This window comes from Lysinibacillus sp. FSL K6-3209 (assembly GCF_037976175.1).
Classification (GTDB): Bacteria; Bacillota; Bacilli; order Bacillales_A; family Planococcaceae; genus Lysinibacillus; species Lysinibacillus sphaericus_D.
This window is the reverse complement of record NZ_CP150264.1, coordinates 1,247,798-1,267,319: the sequence shown is the minus strand read 5'-3', so window position 1 is coordinate 1,267,319 and position 19,522 is coordinate 1,247,798. Positions and strand designations below refer to the sequence as shown.

General features: G+C 36.5%; 21 protein-coding genes and 1 pseudogene. 7 read left to right on the top strand and 15 right to left on the bottom strand.

Annotated features, from left to right (window positions below; genetic code table 11):
* Positions 1-80: 80 nt before the first annotated feature.
* Positions 81-692: a peptidylprolyl isomerase gene (locus MHH88_RS06020; protein WP_339263001.1), complete on the bottom strand. Its 612-nt coding sequence runs from the start codon at positions 690-692 to the stop codon at positions 81-83.
* A gap of 109 nt (positions 693-801) precedes the next feature.
* Positions 802-1,641: a metallophosphoesterase gene (locus MHH88_RS06015; protein ID WP_339261834.1), complete on the bottom strand. Its 840-nt coding sequence runs from the start codon at positions 1,639-1,641 to the stop codon at positions 802-804.
* 293 nt (positions 1,642-1,934) lie between these two features.
* On the opposite strand from MHH88_RS06015, the gene MHH88_RS06010 reads away from it, so the two are divergent.
* The 4 genes and pseudogenes from MHH88_RS06010 (at position 1,935) to MHH88_RS05995 (ending at position 4,312) form a co-directional block, all read left to right on the top strand.
* A complete protein-coding gene (locus MHH88_RS06010; RefSeq protein ID WP_141705566.1) occupies positions 1,935-2,744 on the top strand; it encodes a hypothetical protein in 810 nt (269 codons plus the stop codon).
* A complete protein-coding gene (locus MHH88_RS06005) occupies positions 2,734-3,123 on the top strand; it encodes a hypothetical protein (protein WP_227665417.1) in 390 nt (129 codons plus the stop codon). Before MHH88_RS06010 ends, MHH88_RS06005 begins: the two co-directional genes overlap by 11 nt.
* Before the next feature lie 211 nt (positions 3,124-3,334).
* A complete protein-coding gene (locus MHH88_RS06000) occupies positions 3,335-3,658 on the top strand; it encodes a hypothetical protein (RefSeq protein ID WP_339261829.1) in 324 nt (107 codons plus the stop codon).
* Positions 3,659-3,766: 108 nt separating this feature from the next.
* A pseudogene (locus tag MHH88_RS05995) lies at positions 3,767-4,312 on the top strand (GNAT family protein).
* A gap of 792 nt (positions 4,313-5,104) precedes the next feature.
* Here the strand turns inward: MHH88_RS05995 and MHH88_RS05990 are convergent.
* The 3 genes from MHH88_RS05990 to MHH88_RS05980 all read right to left on the bottom strand — a co-directional run bounded on the left by MHH88_RS05990 (position 5,105) and on the right by MHH88_RS05980 (position 7,638).
* Entirely contained in the window at positions 5,105-6,184 is a 1,080-nt protein-coding gene (locus MHH88_RS05990) for a saccharopine dehydrogenase (protein WP_339261827.1), read from the bottom strand.
* Between the two features lie 94 nt (positions 6,185-6,278).
* Entirely contained in the window at positions 6,279-6,599 is a 321-nt protein-coding gene (locus tag MHH88_RS05985) for a metalloregulator ArsR/SmtB family transcription factor (protein WP_339261825.1), read from the bottom strand.
* 565 nt (positions 6,600-7,164) lie between these two features.
* Complete coding sequence (locus MHH88_RS05980; RefSeq protein WP_339261824.1) at positions 7,165-7,638, bottom strand: hypothetical protein; 474 nt, start codon at positions 7,636-7,638, stop codon at positions 7,165-7,167.
* 172 nt (positions 7,639-7,810) lie between these two features.
* Here MHH88_RS05980 and MHH88_RS05975 point away from each other — a divergent pair, with 172 nt between their 5' ends.
* Positions 7,811-8,152: a hypothetical protein gene (locus tag MHH88_RS05975; RefSeq protein WP_339261822.1), complete on the top strand. Its 342-nt coding sequence runs from the start codon at positions 7,811-7,813 to the stop codon at positions 8,150-8,152.
* A 73-nt stretch (positions 8,153-8,225) separates the two neighbouring features.
* Here MHH88_RS05975 and MHH88_RS05970 read toward each other — a convergent pair whose 3' ends face one another.
* From MHH88_RS05970 to ugpC, 10 genes are all read right to left on the bottom strand, one after another.
* A complete protein-coding gene (locus tag MHH88_RS05970; protein WP_231785751.1) occupies positions 8,226-8,555 on the bottom strand; it encodes a multidrug efflux SMR transporter in 330 nt (109 codons plus the stop codon).
* 24 nt (positions 8,556-8,579) lie between these two features.
* On the bottom strand, positions 8,580-8,909 hold the full coding sequence (locus tag MHH88_RS05965; protein ID WP_339261819.1) for a multidrug efflux SMR transporter: 330 nt from the start codon (positions 8,907-8,909) through the stop codon (positions 8,580-8,582).
* Between the two features lie 375 nt (positions 8,910-9,284).
* Entirely contained in the window at positions 9,285-10,229 is a 945-nt protein-coding gene (locus MHH88_RS05960) for an NAD(P)-dependent oxidoreductase (RefSeq protein WP_108029564.1), read from the bottom strand.
* A gap of 25 nt (positions 10,230-10,254) precedes the next feature.
* Positions 10,255-11,187 (bottom strand): TIM barrel protein, encoded by a 933-nt coding sequence (locus MHH88_RS05955; RefSeq protein WP_339261816.1) that lies wholly within the window; start codon positions 11,185-11,187, stop codon positions 10,255-10,257.
* Positions 11,184-11,933 carry an HAD hydrolase-like protein gene (locus tag MHH88_RS05950; protein WP_339261814.1) on the bottom strand — a complete coding sequence of 250 codons (750 nt, stop codon included), beginning with the start codon at positions 11,931-11,933 and terminating at the stop codon, positions 11,184-11,186. The genes MHH88_RS05955 and MHH88_RS05950 overlap by 4 nt, the downstream gene beginning before the upstream one ends.
* Positions 11,934-11,993: 60 nt before the next feature.
* The gene (locus MHH88_RS05945) at positions 11,994-13,316 is read right to left on the bottom strand and encodes an ABC transporter substrate-binding protein (protein WP_024361575.1); all 1,323 of its coding nucleotides are present in this window, start codon (positions 13,314-13,316) and stop codon (positions 11,994-11,996) included.
* Between the two features lie 98 nt (positions 13,317-13,414).
* A complete protein-coding gene (locus MHH88_RS05940; protein ID WP_339261811.1) occupies positions 13,415-14,236 on the bottom strand; it encodes a carbohydrate ABC transporter permease in 822 nt (273 codons plus the stop codon).
* 15 nt (positions 14,237-14,251) lie between these two features.
* On the bottom strand, positions 14,252-15,142 hold the full coding sequence (locus MHH88_RS05935; protein WP_339261810.1) for a sugar ABC transporter permease: 891 nt from the start codon (positions 15,140-15,142) through the stop codon (positions 14,252-14,254).
* Positions 15,143-16,297, bottom strand: coding sequence for an alkaline phosphatase family protein (locus tag MHH88_RS05930; protein WP_339261809.1), 1,155 nt, complete (start codon positions 16,295-16,297; stop codon positions 15,143-15,145).
* A complete protein-coding gene (gene ugpC / locus MHH88_RS05925) occupies positions 16,294-17,382 on the bottom strand; it encodes a sn-glycerol-3-phosphate ABC transporter ATP-binding protein UgpC (protein WP_339261808.1) in 1,089 nt (362 codons plus the stop codon). The genes MHH88_RS05930 and ugpC overlap by 4 nt, the downstream gene beginning before the upstream one ends.
* Before the next feature lie 402 nt (positions 17,383-17,784).
* Between ugpC and MHH88_RS05920 the strand changes: the two genes are divergently transcribed.
* Both MHH88_RS05920 and MHH88_RS05915 read left to right on the top strand, forming a co-directional pair.
* A complete protein-coding gene (locus MHH88_RS05920; protein WP_339261806.1) occupies positions 17,785-18,333 on the top strand; it encodes a winged helix DNA-binding protein in 549 nt (182 codons plus the stop codon).
* Positions 18,334-18,912: 579 nt separating this feature from the next.
* Positions 18,913-19,467: a sigma factor-like helix-turn-helix DNA-binding protein gene (locus MHH88_RS05915; RefSeq protein WP_339261804.1), complete on the top strand. Its 555-nt coding sequence runs from the start codon at positions 18,913-18,915 to the stop codon at positions 19,465-19,467.
* The last annotated feature ends 55 nt before the right edge of the window (positions 19,468-19,522 follow it).

The window sequence follows — 19,522 nt, the reverse complement described above, 5'->3', positions numbered from 1 at the left end:
TTTTCAAAAAATACAACAATAAAACACGTTGACCAGCTGCGCATCATTGCAGCCAATCAACGTGTATTTTAATGTGCGTACTATTTTTGCACTACTGGTGCAGGGTAGTCAAAGCCCTTTGTATCCACTTCGACTTTTTTCATGATTTGATCTTCTAATGGCTTATCTGTGGCATCACGTTCCACAGCAACGATTTCATCTACCGTTTCCATTCCTTCAATCACTTTGCCAAATGCAGCATATTGTTTATCAAGATGTGACGCTTCTTCTGTCATAATAAAAAATTGAGAGCCCGCAGAATTTGGGTCACCGTTTGTCCGTGCCATTGAAATGACACCGCGTTCATGTTTTAAATTATTTTCAAAGCCATTCTCAGTAAACTCACCTTTAATTGAATAATCGGGACCACCTGATCCATTTCCTGAAGGATCGCCCCCTTGAATCATAAAGCCAGGAATTACACGATGAAAAATAAGCCCATCATAAAATCCTTTGTTTACTAAGGAAATAAAATTCGCCACTGTATTCGGCGCAACTTTAGGTTCTAGTTCAACCACAATTTTTTTATCATCGTTCATTGTAATCGTCACAATTGGATTTTCTTTCACAGCCGATGCATAATCTACTTTTTCTTCCGCTGTCTTCTCCTCTTTTGACGTCCCACAACCCGTCAGAATAAAAACTACTGCCATTAGGCTAAAAACAACATACAATACTCTAGATTGTGCCAATAGTCTTTCCACTCCCTATATCAGTTTATTAAAGTATATAACTACGAGATTATTCATCACAACTTTAAACTTACAAATGAATAGTAAAAACAGCGATTTCAGGCGGAACCATAAAACGAGCAGCGATTCTAGACGTGCCAATACCTGTATTGACATAAAGCTGCATGCCATTGTCTTTATTAATCGTATAAAATCCATCATCATATTTTTCAGCCAACGACGTCTTTATAGTTTTCATAAAGGGAATCCTTATTTGTCCTCCATGACTATGTCCAGCTAACAGCAAATTAACGGAAGTATCTTGTAAAAGCTCTGCCATATCTGGCTCATGCATCAGTACAATTTCATAATCATACGTATCATTCATTTGCGATAACAACAGGTCTATATCTGGCTTTCCAAGTAACCCATCATCCATTCCTCCGATAAATAGTTTTTTATCATTCGAAACTGGAACCGTAACGCCGCTATTATTCAATAATGTAAAATCAGCATTTATTAATAAATCTTCATAGATTTTAAAAGCTCCGCCACCATAATCACGATTACCCCATACTGCAAATTTCCCCATCGTAGCCTTCAGTTGCGATAAACTATCAGTGACTTCTTGTTTTTGTGGAAACGTAGAAAAATTTTCGAATAAATCCCCCGTAAACACAATTATATCAGGCGAAATTTGGTTAATCTTTTCGACTAAACGATTTAATTGATTGACGGTATATGTTTCACTAACTTGAATATCTGATATTTGAACTATTTTAACTGATGCGCCTTTGTCTTCATTCAAATGATACGAATGAACGACAAGCATCTTTGGTTCAATTTTAAAAGCGTATCCTACAAGTAAACCTATTAATACCACGACTAATAAAACGATTTTCACAACTCTTTTAAAGTTCTTGTTCATCATTCGACTACGAATGCCCCTTTCCAACTGATAGGTGCGTATTAAGCTCTTTTCACAACTGAAAAGGTACTAAAAAAGAACGTGCACACAACCGATGCTCGTTCTTTGTTTATGTTGATTTAGCTAAATCAAACCTTATGGTAAAACGAATATACGAGTCTACTAACACCACTCCATACTGTAAATCATTTTTATCGAATATGCCATACATTATTACCGAAAAACTGCTAAAGCTATAGGGTTTTAAAGTATCACTTATGTATAATAGAGGAAAGTCATATTAAGGACGTGGTACAATGCGAATCGAAAGAGTCAGTATTCCTAAATCGGCACAGCCTATAATTAGTACATCTAGTAAAGGCGACCAATCAAAATGGCGTATTGGCGACAAATGGGTAAAACAAAATGCCCGTGGCTATGAAGGTCATGCAGAAGTATTGGCGACCCTTGTACTTAGCTGCTCCAGTTTGCCTATCAACCGCTACGTTCAATACTTTCCTTGTGAAATTGAATTACCTGATGGTGAAATGACTAAAGGATGTTATTCATATGATTTTCGTGGAGATTTACAAGAAGTTACACTCGAACGGTTATTTGAGGCAAATTTCACCTCAACTGATGCTATTACTTCAGACAAGACACTATCAACAGCAGAGAAATTTCAGCAACTATCTGCACAAATTGAAAGCTTTACAGGACTTAACGTACGAAAAGAATTGGCACAATTATTTGCTTTTGATGCACTCATTTTAAATGAAGACCGTCATACAAATAACATCCTTTTTTTGTATGACCCTAAACATAAATCATGGTCACTCGCCCCTATTTTTGACAATGGGCTAAGCCTATTATCTGATGAAAAAGATTATGCACAAGGTAAACCGATTTCCATTTTAAAACGAAAAGTAAAAGCAAAGCCACTTAATTCATCGTTTGCAAAGCAACTTTCACTTTATGACGGCCCACCGTTTATTAATAAAAAGCTTTTAATGGCACGCCTGGAAGATAGTCCTTTAGATTTTGGCCGTGCAAAAACCGTTTTACTATCACAACTGAACGACCCTATATTTCAAAAGTTATGGATAGAAGGTGATAATGATGATTGATTTTATGAAATTTGATGTTATGTGGATGGACGAGGTCATTGCTTCCGTAGATTTAAAGCCAGCTAATGGTGGTACACCTTATGTTGTTAATTATATTGAAGATTTCAATAAGCAATTTTCACCAAACATGGAAGGGCATATTACCCTCGAAGAATTAGAACGTTGGTTGAAATGGCGGACTTTCCCCCCTACTCGTATGAATGCACAGGAGCTTCTTGAGAGTCTAGGTTTACAAGCCTATAATCGCTGGGGCATTGTCCGTAAAACACATGGCGTTATGGCAGATGACGAGATTTGGTTACGCTTTAAAGGTGAAACATTGACACATCGAGATGTCTGTTTACGTAAAGATTTATACTACCCTGATTTGGAAACATAATGGATAACAGCTAGTTGTCGACAAAATAACGACAACTAGCTTTTTCTGCTATTGCAATAAATATTTTTTTGCAAAAAAATATTCCAACTATACAATTTTTAATCCTTGAAACAGCGAATTAAGTGTTGGATTAAAATGTTAACCCTCCACTATAACACCAGCGAGATTCTTTTTGATAAACTAGGTGAAAAATTTAGATGGAGGGATTTAGATGATAGATCCAAACGAAATAACATATCTTGAAAAAACTTTAAATCAATTAACAATTGCAAATAAAAAGCTTTCAACAGATATACATCATCAAGATTATCGTTTTAAAGATTTGCAAAAATATATGGTTGAATATAAAAGTGAGCTGGATAAATTTGAAATGTATAATTACCAGCAAACGTTAAGGATGATTGATAAGCGAGGTTTTGCTCATGTGACGGAACATGTGCACATAAGAAAACTTAATACCTCGATACTACTACACCAATTTAACAGTATCAATACTATAGAGTTATGGACACGTTATTTTAAATGGGCCATTTAAATGAGTATCACTTGTTATTCATTTTGGTTATTTATGTTAATATTTTGTTGTAACGAAGCAACATGTTCATTCAATTGTTGAAATACAAATAACGGAGGAAAAGTTAATATGGCAGTTACTTATTAGACAGGACAAAACCTTACATTACGAGCGATTCAACCTGAAGATATTGTTATATTTGAATCATTAGATGATGAAATTCTACGAAATATGGACTCACTTCATTTTCCACGTTCGATTGATAAAATGAGAAAATGGATAGAAGAACAATTGGAAGAAGATGAATTCCGTTTTATTGCAGTGGATAGAGATAATAATATTGTTGGTATGATTGAAACATTTGATTGTGATCAAAAGAATGGTACCTTTGAGTATTATTTGGCTGTATTTGAATCATATAGAGGTAAAGGTTATGCCAAAGAAATGATTTTAATGGTTTTTCGCTTCTTCTTTTTGGAGCTTGCTTATCAAAAAGTAAATGCAACTGTTTATTCTTTCAATAATCCATCCATGCGACTGCATGAAAAATTAGCATTCATGAAAGAGGGGCAACTAAGGAATATCATTTTCACAAAAGGGGTCTATTATGATGGTATTTGTTATGGGATGACAAGAGAAGAATTTGAACTGAATCATTTAGAATATCACTTGTAAAAAAATAAAATAGAAATTACCATATAATTCGGATTATGGGTAGAACTGAAACGTAATAAAAAACAATTATATGGTGCACTAAATAGAATTTTTCTTCAAAATAATTTTCCGTAAAAGGGAACTCTAACAGAATGAAATGTTTAGGTTGATTCTCAAACTTTGGAATCAACTTTTTTATGTCTTAAAAAACTATAACAGACTATAACAACTCTAGTCGGTGTTAGGGTAAGCACATGCGTTCACACCATTTATCCGCGTTATTTACTAGCTACAGCTTTTGATAGAAAGAGCTTTGTTTTGTAATGCAAACTCACTCAATCGTATCTAGCCTTGTATGAGATTCGTGTTCCTCGGGCAGGTGTTTTGCCGCCAGCTTTCTTCAGATTCCGCGTCACCACGGACACCTTTGCTCTTGGCTAACCTCTACTTCTGTCTTCGGGGATCGGGACTTGCACCCTGTAGTTCATACGCATGCCGGGCGCACATTAAAAATGAGTCCGGTGCAATACCGAACTCATTTTACACAAGCTGCTAATGAATTAACCGTATCTAACTTTTTTGGGGTCACTTCAATGTTGTTAAATCAACGTTTTGTGGCTTTTCTTATGAACATTACTTATACGTCTTTTTATACAGATGGCGTAAACGATTGACGTAGCAGTATTTTTACTTGTGTGGTTTGTTCTTCACTTTGCATAAAATCGTGTATATTTCTTAACGTTGTAAATCCGCATAAATTTGACGAGACCCCTATCAGGGTTTATTTGCCGATTTCGTCCTGCGAAATTTGAGTTAGTGAGATATAAGAACTCCATATTGTTTGAAAAAATTGCTAATTTCAGAGGAATCCATCCGTACATCAGGTAAATCTTCTGGAAAATAAATTTCTGGAGCTAGCGGTTTGTCCTCTGGTATGCGCAATAGCTTTTCTGCTTGGACAGCAGCTCCCAAGGCGGTAAGATGAGTCTGACCAAGCGGATCAGAAATTGTGATTTTTCGTTCAACCCAGTGCCCATTCTGATCTCGTCCCTTTAGATGTATAAGGATGTGATGTGCACTGCCACTACCCGGATTGTAGAGCAGGCTTCGTCTAAGTGAACGAAATCGCTCTCCACTTATCATTTTCCATATTCCGCTCTTAACCATGCCGACAAGCATCGTGGTAGCGACTTTGCTGTCGAAAGAGATGCGGAAGTTGGCTGAGTCCACATTGCCAGCCTTTAGCAAAGTCACATGATCTGGAGTGTCAAGGCGGTAGCATTTTGCAGTATATCCATCTGGAAATTGGACTTTCACCGGCTCTGTCATTGGAAATACAAGACGTCTTCCTTCCGGTTCTGTAATATAGAATGGAATGGCCATACGATCCATGTACGCCGCAGAATCAGGTCCTGCTTTGTCCTGCAGCGAGTATAGCGCATGAATATTAACGACGACGTTCTGAAGTGAGGTCGAATGCAGCATGGCGAATAGTGAAGCAGTTCCCGCCATCCATCCGGAAGACAACACGACAGGGGAATGAAGATCTGTTTTTTTTAACTTGGTGACCGATTGTTGGAATAGCTCTGTCCAGCGAGTAAGATCGATGAGTGGAATTTTCCTTTTAACTGCCGACAGAAGCAGCCGATCCTGCAGATCGTTGACTGAGTTAATGATTAGCGATACATTGTCGCCTACATAAAGTAATGGATCATCCGCATTATTATCAACTACGATTGTTTGGATCCGTTCGGACTCGAAAGGTGCCGCTTTTTCCGGTGACCTTCCTCCCAAAGTGATATCCAGTTCGGGGTGCCGATCATGTAATATTTGAGCAATCTGTCTGCCTACTGCACCGTACCCTCCTACAATAAGTACCATTTTTCTGTTCATATTATCAATCTCCTTTTAAATAATTAAACGTTTAATCTGATAAACGTAATACTTATAAAAAAAGGGATGACATGTGCTAGTCAAGTTAATGACATTAGCACTGGCATTCCTCTTCAACAAAATGGACAAGCTGTTTCATAAGCGCTATTGCTTCGTCAAACTCAAGACTGTAGAACATTTGCGTGCCCTTCTTCTGAACCTTAAGCAGCCCTGCTTGCCGTAATACTTTCAGGTGATGAGAGACGTTAGGTCGTGACATGGGAATAAGTTCTGTAATTTCCGTCACATTCATACTCTCCTTGTCGATCAGCAACGCTATGATTTGCTGCCGAATAGGGTCTCCCAAGCCATGAAAATAGAGGCTTAAATTCTCGAAAATATGAATTGCCTTCTGATTGCCAATAAATTCGTCCATGCTCATTGCTCACTCCGTTATAACGTTTAATTGTTTAAACCTATTGTAAAGTGTTTCTCAAAATAAGTCAATGTGTTGATGAGTTTCATCCATCTATATGGATAGTTTAACAGCAGGGAAGTTGTAAATCCGTATAAATCTGACGGGACCCCATTACTCCTCCCCCCTTTATATTGAACCCATTTAAATGGTATGCCTAAAATAAAAGCGATACTCAAACTAAAAATAGCAATGTTTTTCCGTACAAAATTACCTCCTTTTCGTGATACGTTCCAAGCTGAACGTAGAATTGCCACCTAGCAAAATTGTATTATTTGCAAATATGTTATTTGTTATTATTAAATTCTATATTTATGTAGTTTATAAAATCTATAATTTTCTAAATAAAATGGTTGATTATTGGCATAAAAAAGCACCCAATGAAGCAAGATATGCTCCCAGGTGTAGGCATCTAAAACAAATAAAATTTTGAGAGCATATCATTTGTGTTAGTGAGGTGCTATCAAAGTAGCCCCTCTTTACTTCCAAAAGGTTATTTACTTTTTATTACATAGCCGTTGTCTTTTTAATAGAGGACATCTGTATTATTGGCAATGACAATGTTTTCTTTATTAATAGTTGCATCCTTCGAATCTTGTTTGAAAACATGGATAATCCCATCTACTATGTTTTGAATAATTTGGTCATCAAATGTTGACTCAGTGCGCAACACAACCGAACATGTTATTTCTTGATTCTCCGTATCACCTATATTGGAATCAGAGGTTGCCGAAACTAGAATATCTTCACCTTTTAAACCTGTTTGTTCTGCTATGAGTGATTGTATATCTGCCTCTTTTGCCCTCCGCCACTGCGTTGTTTCTTCATCGACTTCTTCCATCACTCTTACCTTCTTTTCACCATTTGGCAAAAACTCAGTCAATTCACTTGTCACCTCGGGTTGTGGTTTTTTTTGCCCAATAAGATAGTACGATACAGCAATCATCATAACCAAAAGCATCGAAAATAGCATTGTTTTTTTAGAAATCCTTTTCAACATAATCACACCTTTTTAATTCACTCGATATGAATAGTTAACTACTCAAGAACTCCACCTTTAAAATATGTACTAAACCTCCTATCAATTATTTTTTAATAATTTATCAGAATTTTTAGTTTAATTCAATTAAAAATAGAAGGATATTATTAAAAATCTAATATCTCTGACCAATATGGACTTCGCTAAAATTCATTCAGGTTTTGTCATTGATGCGGCTTGTGAAACATTAAGAGATTTAGAAGATGAGCGGTTAACCACACTGTTAGCCACTAAAACAATTATTTTAAAGGGTGTTCAAAAACATTCAACAACCGCCAATGTTGTTTTTATTGTTGCGCTTATTGGTAGTGGCGGAGCATGTAAATTATTACTTACCAATTGTTCATTGATGGAAAGCTTGAAGAAACCATTAAGCTGTAGATCACCACATGTTTCATGCATTATTTCAAAATATCTCAATCGTACACAAAAACAGCACCTCCGATTGTTAGACAATGGGAGGTGCTGTTTTTAGAAAGTTTTTTTGCAATCATAGGATACAGCCCTCTTGCTATATTTTTGAATCACTAGAGCTTAAGAAAAATTACTTATTTTTTTGGACTTTTAGAAGCATCTAATAAAACTACCCCTCCAATTATTAATACTATGCTAACTAATGTCATGATACTGAATGGTTCTCTCCAAAAAAGTATTCCAATTACCGCGGTTAATGCTGTGCCTACTCCTGACCATATCGCATAAGCTAAACTTAAGGGAACCGTTTTAAGACATAATGATAAAAAATAAAACGCTAGTCCAAAACTAACGATAATTCCAATGGAAGGGAATAATTTTGTAAATCCTTCCGATAATTTAAGCATTGTCACGCCAACTATTTCACTGATAATGGACATTCCTAAAGCCATATAACCTTTCATATATTGCCTCCGATTCTCTAAAGGTTAATGCGCGCTACCACTTGAGAGTCTTAATACGACAACTCCACCAATGATTAGGGCTAAACCTAAAAATTTTTTAAAATTAAAACCTTCTTTATAAACAATAACGCCTACCAAAGAGGTTAATGCTGTACCTACTCCCGACCATATCGCATAAGCCGTAATCAATGGAATTGTTTTAAGAGATAAAGATAAGCAGTAAAAAGCTATCCCCATACCTATTACAACTCCGATGGAAGGGAACAACTTTTTAAATCCATTTGATACTTTTAGCATTGAACTACCAATTACTTCGCTTACGATGGCTATTGCCAAAATTACATATGGATTCAAGATTAATTCCTCCTATTTTTTCATATTTATCAAACTAGTAATAACTTTTTTTGCATAATTTATCATCTAGATAGTTTCAAATACTATTCAGATTTCGTCATTTCACCTTTTCGAAAGAAGGTCAAAACATCCATTTATAAACTGGTTCACTTGATTCAGGCATCACAAAAAGGCACCCGGCTGTCTTGCCGCGCGCCTTCTGTTCTATCAGTATGCATGCTCTGTTCCCTTCCAGTCTGTCACACCCGATAAGGATATGTAATCTCTTCAACATCGTCCTAACCTGGAGCACCTTTATTGCTCAGGCTAGTATGTCTATGCGTGGGGCAAACTAGCTAGAAGGTAATCCTAGATTCAACATCACGAAGCTATACTTTATTTGATTTGATTCAAGTTGTTTTGCGGTGATTCATTGCGCATTACTCGTTCGATATTTTGAACAAAGAAACGATACCTTGCTTCATGAAATTTTGTGCCATCCGGCATACCTGCAGAATGCGGGGTTAAGACAACATTTTTCAAAGTTCGTAGTTTACTATCTAAATCTAATGGCTCCACAGCAAATACATCCAGACAAGCTCCACCGATTACATTATTTTCTAAAGCTTCAATCAAATCATCTTCGCATACAATCGGCCCTCTTGCTGTATTTACCAATAATGCATTACTTTTCATTTGCTTTAAAAATGTTTTATCGACTAAATTTCTTGTAGACTCGTTTAGAAAAATATTGATTGTAATTACATCAGAATTTCTAATTAATGTATCCAAATCAACCAATTCTACATCATTATTACTTTGAATATTTTTATTCGTGTCATATGCTAGAACATTCATTTTAAAAGCTTTGGCCAGTTCCGCTACTCTGGAGCCAATCGCCCCAAAACCTATAGTACCGATGGTTTTTCCTAGCAACTCGCTGCCAGTATACTCTAGCTTCGTTTCATCTCCTTTATTTTTCATAAACTGATCCAAGAACGAGATATTTTTGTAATACCCAAGAATCAATGCCATAATATGTTCGGCAACTGCATTCGCATTGACTCCAGCCGCATTACTTACCCAAATATTTCTTTTGCTACACGCTTCAATATCAACATTGTCAAAACCAGCGCCCGTCTGAACAAATTTTAACTGTTGTGCTTTATTTAATAATGCTTCATCTACTTCGATATGCTCTGGAATTAATACATTCGCTTCACTGATAAATTCTTCGATTCGCTGAGGTTCAACGATTTGAATAGTCCAGTTTTCCGGGAACGATTGCGTAACTCTCTGTTTGGAATAATCGTTAAAGTAACCTGTGATTAACACATTCATTTATGCTACAACTCCTATAATCAATTTATGCTTGAGCCCAAGCTTCAAAGAAAGTACGCTTTATATTAGCAATAACTAGCTTAGGTGATTCATTCTCAAGAGAACCTACTTCAAATGTCAGCACGGGCTTTCTTGTTGGTTTTGGACGTGTAAAAAAGTCAATGTCATTTAGCGTTTTGATGAACTTTGTTAACTCGCCAACGCCTACTTCTGAATCCTTCACTCCAAACGGAATATGCTTATCGCCGAAATAATGGGCTTGTCTGTCTTTTAAGTAACAATTTCCGATATGAATGTGCGTGAGATAATCTTTGGCAAGCCACAATGATTGATGTGGATTTTCTCCCATAATCGGAAGGTGACTTTGATCTAGGAGCAGACCAAAATTGTTATACTCACTTTGGATTGTTCTTGCTACATATACCGCCTCATGGGTAGGGCCCAGCAAATATTTGCGGTCAACATGCCGATCCCCGATTTCTAAAGAGATACAAAGCTCATACGTACCCGCTTTCTCTTTCGCATACTTGCATAGTTCCATGGTTGAAGCTATAAAAGCGTTTATATTATGTTGTTTGTTTTCTTCTCCTTCAAATTTCCCCGTCACGATGTGCATGATTTTTGCATCCATTTCATAGCAATGGTCAATCAGCATTTGACACTTTTTAATTGAGTTGTTTCTTATAGCCGGGTCTAAGGAGCTTAGATCAATGTGTAATTCTCGAAACGCATCTCCGCCATTAAAAATCGTTTCCACACCACTGTACTGCATATACTTTTTAGCGAGATCCCTTGTCTCTTTATCGGCGATATACGAGACTTCCACTGCCGTAAAAAAGGGGTCTTCCAGTATAGTCAGCAGACTTGAAACCATCTGTTCCGGCTTGCTTTGTGGAAAGGGAAACAGCTTCGGCAGGACAATCCCGATGCTCGCCATTTTTTCCAGTTGATCCATCATACGATTTTACCTGACTCGATAAGCGCTGGCAGTTCTTTCACAGTATCAAGAACATGTGTATGATAATACTTGCCCCATACTTCAATTGGTGTTGATCCTTGGGTTACACCAATAACCGCTTTACAGCCTGCGTTAAATCCTTCAAGCATGTCTGCTGGCGTATCGCCAATTTTAATCACATTTCTCACATTTTGAACGTTTAAATATTCCATAGCTTTGAAAATCATAAATGGCGCTGGGCGTCCTTTTCCCTCCGGAACCATATCAAGATCTACCGCATAATCAATCAAACCATCCTTCACCCAGCCAAGTGACTCCATAATAACGCTGTTGATTTCTTTATGAAACCCTGTGCCTGTCGCTACTTTAATGCCATTTTCTTTGCACCATTTGAGCGTTTCCGTTGCTCCCTCAATTTCTCGGCAATTCTCCTGATAATAAGCAATCATATATTCGGTATATCGATCATAGAGTTTGACAGCCTCATCTTGAGTTGAGTTATCGATATCTACTTCAAAATTTTTAAAATCGATAAAGTTCCCTTTTGTTCTGGCAATTAAAAATTGATACAAATGAATCTTGTTTGTTCCCATATGGTTGCTGATTTCATCTTTTGTAACGTTTAATCCGTAATCCACAGCTGCTTTATAAAGACAATCCCTAACTCCGTTATTATCCTCTACAAGGGTTCCAGCTAAATCGAATACAGCTAATTCAATGTTATATTTCATTATAAAACTCTCCATTTCTGTTATATGTGGGGTGAAACTACTTGCCTCTGTGCAGCAGTTCATTATTTATGTCGTTTACTGTTTCAGAATTTTGTCTAGCTCTTTCTGTGCTTTGTTTTTCGCCTCTTTTAATGCTTTTTCCGCAGGGATATTTTCAATTAGTACTTTGTCTTTCGCTAATTCGATTTCAGCATAAATTTTACCACCTGTCGGATCAACAAAAGGTGCAATGCCATTTGTTTTTATCTGTTGCAAAGGAACTGATAAGTTTGGGTTTTCCTTTAATTTATTTTGGAAAATTTCCGTATTTTCAGCGCTTTCTCGAATTGGAATATATCCCGTTTCTACTGCCCAGTAAGCTGTTTTATCTGCCTCCGAGAAGAACTTTACAAATTCCCAAGCACCCTGCTGTTGTTCTTTAGGAGAATCTTTGAACAAGTTAAACATGACAGAAGTAGCGACTGGTCTCGGTTTGCTTCCGTTAAATCCTTTTTGCATTCCTGTTGCTATTTTATTGAAATCTAAGTCTCCTCCATCACCTGAAGACCCCGTATATCCCGCTGATTTCCCATTCATTACATTGTCAATCGTTTTATACCACCATTCCCAGCCATTTCCGCCATAAACAGTGTCCATTATTTTGTCCTCATGAATCCACTTTCTAATATTATCCCAAGCATAAATCCATTCATCGGAATCGATTGTAACGGTTTTACCGTCTTCACTGACGATATCCCCACCAGCTGAACGGGCATAATCAATCATATGTTCTGAATACCACATAATCGACCAACCAGTAATTCCTTCTTTTTCTTTAATAAGCTTGGCTGCTTCCGCTAATTCCTCGAAGCTTTCCAAAGCATTATAATCAATATTGTATTTATCAAAGATATCTTTTCTGTAATACATCATTTGTGAAGAAACAAATGCCGGCACACCCAAGGTTACATTATTGTACAATCCTTGCTCCAAAAGAAGAACGTCGTCTTTTTTATATTCTGGTTGATTAATTTGATCTTCTAAGGAAAGTAAAACATCACTTTTTGCCAACTTCATAAATTCCGGATAGCGGTTAATTGCTAAAGCAGGAGGTTTACTAGCTGCAAGTGAAGCTTGCAGTGCTTGTAACGTCTCAGTGTAGTCCCCTTGGACAATCGGTACGACTTCATATTTGTCATTACTTTTGTTAAAATCTTCGATGATTTTTTCCATCGTTTCTCCGAGTTTACCGCCAAGACCATAATAGAATTCAAGTTTAATTTTTTCCTTATCGGACGCTACACTTGCATTTGTATCTTTGGAAGCCTTGTTTGAGCAACCCATTAATGCTGTCAATATAAGTGCAAAGCACATGAGAGACAGAAGTACCTTTTTAATCCTGCTTTTACGTTTTTCCACTGTTGTTTCCTCCCAATTAATTATTATTTTAGTCTCATGCCTCCAACATAACTTTTCATAATTATCGGAATATAGTCGATTCGCATCACCACCTCATCTTATTTATTAACATAGAGATTAGCCATTGAATGGATAATTCTTTTACTAAAAATAGCCAACAGCAGCAACATTGGCACTAGTGAAACTGCGCAGGCAGCCATTGCCAAAGGAAAATCCATTCCATAACCTGCTTGACTCATAAATAATCTTCTCAAACCAATTGTGACAAACATGTTTTCTTCTGACTTGATTAACAGTGAAGGCCACATATAATTGTTGTAGCTATAAATAAATGTGATTAATACCAATGAAGCAATTGCATTTTTGCAATAAGGAATATACACGGTGAAAATAAGCCTTAAATGCCCTGCTCCATCCAATTTAGCTGCATGTACCACATCCTTAGGCACCTGAATAAAAGCTTGCCGCAAGAAAAATATGGCAAAGATGCTGATACTTTCACTGAAGATATAACCCATATGCGTATCCAGTAAATTCACTTCAGACAGCAAAATAAAGGAGGGGATGTACGTTATAGCTGATGGCAACATATATGTCGCCAATATTAGTGCAAAGCAAAATTTCACCCATCTTTTCTGAAACGTCGCGAATACATACGCTGCAAGTATTGCTGATATGATTTGAATCACGATAATAATTAGACTCACATAGATACTGTTCCACAGATAAAGCAGTATATTGGTATCGGTAAATAATCTCATGTAGTTGTCAAAGTGAAAGCTTGTAGGAAAAAAATTTCCGCTGTATATTTCACTTTTTGGTTTAATAGAAATCATGAACATCCAGATGAATGGAAAGATCATCGTTATGCTTAATAAAATTAATGCTGTATAATTTATACCAACTTTTAATTTTGCCAAATTCAAATCCCCACCTCATTTCTTAAACAAGTATTTAGATAAAAAGAAGTTAATCGCGCTAATCAGCAGACAAAGCAGAAGGAAAATTATCGCCAATGCCGAAGCAGATCCCGTTTCATACCACTCGAAAGCTAACACGTAGAAATAATATAAAATTGTTGAAGTTGCACCTGAAGGTCCACCTTGCGTCAAAATGTAAATCTGATCATAGGCTTTAAGCGAGTTTAAAGTATAAAAAATGAATAAAAATACAAGGATAGGCGAGATTGCTGGCAATGTAATTTTTATTAATTTTCGCAATCCTTTTCCACCATCTAAATCATTTGCTTTCTCCACCTCTGGATCTAATTTTGCCATTGCCGAGGTTAGCAACAATATACCAAGACCTAGATATTGCCAAATAGTGACGATAATGACTACTGCCATTGCGGTGGTTTGACCTCCCAACCACTTAACTGGCTCTGCACCTAGTTCTTTTAGAATTGCATTAACAATGCCTGAATCCGTATCAAATATACTGACCCATACCATTGAAACGACCACAGTTGGTGTAATCCATGATGAAAAAGCGGAAGCGACAAAAAAAGTACGAAACGCTTTAATCTTACTTAACGGTATAGCTACAAGTAATCCAATTAGGATTGGCGGAAGCACTGTGAAAACTGTAAATACAAGCGTATTCATCAAAACTTTCACAAAAAAGGAATCACCCATTATATTTTTATAATTCTCTAGCATTACATAATCATAGGTAGGTGCAATGTAATCCCAATTTGTAAAGCTAATGTGAAATGTTTTTATCATTGGATAAATCCAAAAAATAATTAAGGGAATAAGTATTGGCAACAACAGTGCAAGCGACCATAGATTGTCTTTCCCATTTTTAATGCTGATTGGCCTAGCCATCTATGCATGCCCCCTAATCAGTTCATTGATGTTTTTACCATCACATTGGTGTGAGATTTCAAACAACCTAGCTAAAGTAGGTGCAATGTTCTCGATATGCGTTTCTTCAATTATTTTGCTATCCTCGATTTGATGACCGATACACACCATAAATCCATTCATTGCATCCACATTGGACTGATGATAACCATGCAAGCTTTTCAAATGCTTGTACTTCGGTTGTTCTGGAGGAACAATGTCTTCACCGCATACTGTATTGTTCATATCTAAAATACCGACTGGTTGATAGTCAGAACTGGAGTGACTTGCTAACTGATGAAAATGATTCACTTGTGGAAATTGGCTAAAAAACTCCATAATTTCTTTGTTATGCTGATGTTCCAACAAGCTATAAAATAACAACGCTCCACTTCCGTCGCCGACAAATCGTATTTCTTTGTTGTACAAACTCTGCCGCCAACGACTTTGCGCTAAAACCTTATTTGGATAAAAGAATGATTGAACGTCGCTTTGTCCATGATCAGAAAAGATAATCAAGTTGTATGGTTGTTGCAACTTTCGCAACAACTGATCAATTTGGCTAATATGTTCAATTAGTCGACCTAGGCAATCAACTGCCTCCTTCGAGTCCTTCCCGTGTAGATGGGAAAGTGCATCATATCCGACAAACCTTGCAGCGATAAAGTCGTATGCTTCTGATTCAATGGCTTGTAATATCTCATGCAATGATGTGTTATCGATGGTTTCCACTGAAGCGTTTCCTTGCAACTTTTTTTTGCTGCTGGATTCTGTAACTAAATCATGAATATAAGGATTTCCTGTTGTTAGCGGCCAATGGATACAGCAGCTTTTCAATGCATTTTTGGCAAGTGAATAAAATAAGGTCTGTTTATGTAGTGTTTCATTACAAATGATGTCGTGATCTCCGTACAGCTCTATTCTTTCCATCGTTTTAGAATGGGTGACAATATTATCCACCACAAAATGTTTGGGATGATGGTTCCCTGTTATCGCCGTCGCATGAGCATTAAAAGTAACGGATGGAAACGTTGTAATCAGTTTTTTACAGTATGAAAATCCGTTATTGATAAAATCCTGTGAATATCGCGCAAAGATTTCATGACTTACACCATCTAATGAGATAAGAATATTCATTGCGGGCTCCTTAAGTTTTTTTGTGTATTTTTGTCGAACATATGGACCTGATTTGCATACATTCCTACGTTCAACTTCTGACCCTGCGTATAAGTTTCAGTAAAGCTTTTTTTCACTATAAAATTGAAGGATTGATATGTTAGATGTAATAACACATCCGTACCAATAATTTCAGTAAACAGCACCTCCATTTCTAAGGTATTGTTCTTATCTTCTGAAATGAAGCAATGTTCAGGCCTAATACCCGCTACAACCTCCGTGTGGCTTTTTAATACTTCTATTGGCAAATTTGTCTCCAGCAACACTCCATCTATATCTACATAGACTTGTCCATTTCGGTCTATCAGAAATGCATTTAAATAATTGATAGGCGGTGAGCTAATAAAATTCGCCACGAACATATCCACTGGACTATCAATTATTTCCATAGGTGTTCCAATCTGCCTAAACTTTCCTTCTGCAATAATGGCGATTCGATCTCCAAGGGTAACGGCCTCCACTTGATCATGCGTGACATAGACAAACGTAGAATTTAGTCTCTCATGAAGCTTTTTAATTTCAATTCTCATTTCATTTCGTAACTTCGCATCCAGATTGGATAACGGCTCATCCATTAAGAAGACTTTTGGTTCTTTAACTATGGCTCGTCCAATGGCAACCCGCTGTTTTTGCCCGCCCGATAATTGACTCGGAAATCGTTTCAACAAAGGCGTTATTTGTAAAATATCTGCTGCCGCCTTGATTCGTTTTTCTCTCTCCGCCTTTTTTACCTTTTTTATCTTCAAACCGTAAGCCATGTTCTCAAATACCGTCATATGCGGATAAAGCGCGTAATTTTGAAAAACCATCGCTACTCCTCTATCCTTAGGCTCCAATTCATTTACACAAACATCCCCAATAAACACTTCACCTTGCGTAATTTCTTCAATACCGGCAATCATACGTAACAAAGTGGACTTACCACACCCTGACGGACCTAGCAGTACCAGAAACTCTTTATCTTTGATATCAAGACTAATATTATCGAGCGTGGATTTTTCACTTGTATATTGTTTTGACAAAGACTTCAACGTAATACTCGACATTCTTAAAATTCCCCCATTTATATTATTGTTGACCCTGTTATAGCTACTTCGAAGTGATGATTCCACTAATCTCTGGTAAAATCTTGTCTATTGCATGTACGCCAGAAGATATTGATATAAGGAACTCAACTAAACATCGCCGACAGAAAACTGTAAGATAATGTAAATATATCACCTGAACATTTCACTCTAACTATCAACATTATTTATTTTATTATTCAATTTTTCTTGTACATTTGATAAAATTATCCTAAATAAGGTTAAAAACTTTGTTTGTACAAAATTTATTGTACACTCAATATAAACTTTATGTGTTAACTGGATATTAATCGCTTGTTAATTTCAAAATGTTTTTTGTAAATCAATTGTATGAGTTTAGCAAAATGATGAAGGAGTGTTTACATGGAACAGAAACCAACCAAGGATTGTGAAGGAGTATCGCAGAGTCGTAACGAATTACGCGCTCAGGTCATCGAGGCCATCGCGCAGACGATGGATTTGTATGGCGCTAATCATTCATTCGGTAAACTGTATGGCATTATGTTTTTCGAGGATAAACCGATGACACTTGAGGACATGAAAGACTATATGAACATGAGTAAGAGCAACATGAGCTATGCCATCCGATCGCTGATGGATTCTAGAATGGTCACCAAGTTGGAAGAGAAAAAGGAACGAAAAGATCAATATGTGGCGGAGACCGATTTTTTCCAAACATTTCGTGTCTTCTTTACACTGAAACTCCAGCGGGAAATCGATATCATGCTTGGGGCAATCAACCAGGTGATTCCCGAGCTATCTGAAATTGCACTTGCGGAAGGTACCCCCGATGCCGAAAGACAGGAATGCTTGCGTGACCTACATAAGCTACGGCACGGTGTATCGTATTATACTTGGCTTCAGAAGTTCGTGAATCGACTTCGGGACGGAGATTTTTTAGATTTGCAATAGTGAGCGCTAGACTATTTAGAAGCGAGTGACTGGGCTACTGTCGTGTACTGGCAAGAACGTTTTTTGAAATTAAGTAGCCCTGATGAACATTATCATAAAACAACGAAAGCGCCATAACGCATGCTGGCGAGTCGAGGCGGTTCTATATTTATTGATGGAAAGCTCGAAGAAACTTTTTAAATTGTTGATAACCAAGTTTTTGAAACATTATTACATGTAATAGCTCAGTAGCACACAAAAACAGCCCCTCCGATTGAACAATCAGAGGGGCTGTTTTTGAATGGCTTTCAAAACCCTATAAATAAACCTAACTAATACTGCCTCTTATCATGAAAATCTTATTTATTCGCATTTTGTTTCTCCTATTTATAAAATAAATAAATTATCAATTCCCCCTAATCTCCCCCTATAAAAAACGATTTTCCCACTAAATTTAGCAAAAACTCTCTAACAATTTTAATCAAATATATAAGTTGATTTTGATTTAAAAAAAGTCCTTTATATAGATAAAAAAATCATGTAGAAATGGATTAATTCTCTTTAGATCCCGTTCCATGAAGCGTAAAGGAGTTGGTTTTTTTGATTCAGAATCGGTTAGTAAGAAACTTTTTAAAAGACCCAGAAGTAAAAGAGCTATATCAAAGTTTTTTAGAAAAGCCTACTGCTCGCAAAAAAGAAATAATTGAAAAAATGTTTCAAATCCATAGTAGAAAGATTCAGCTGCTTAGTTATTTTTCACAAACTTTAACTTTTGAGTCTCAAAAATTTGATAAAAAGATTCGTCAACAAAGTAAACTAAATCAATTAATTTTAGATAAGAACATCCACAACGGAGAGGACAAATTACTTGATTTAGTCGCAGATAAACGAAACTATTGTGATTTTGAATCCAACACTATTATTGAATCTTGGAAATTGGAAATGATTTTTGAAGATAAACAATTATACGATATCGTTTCCAGATTAAGCGCAAAGAAAAAAGAGATTCTATATTTACTTTTTGTGAAAAATTGGACTGAAGAGGAATTAGCTAGAGAGTTTGGTGTTTCGAAACAAGCAATCAATAAAGTTAAAAATCAAACATTACGAAAAATTAAAAGAGAGTATGAAATGGCAGATAGGAAGGACTTATAATAAGCGATTTTTAGAAATAATAAATTTCATTAGCTAGTTGATAAATCGCTTTTTA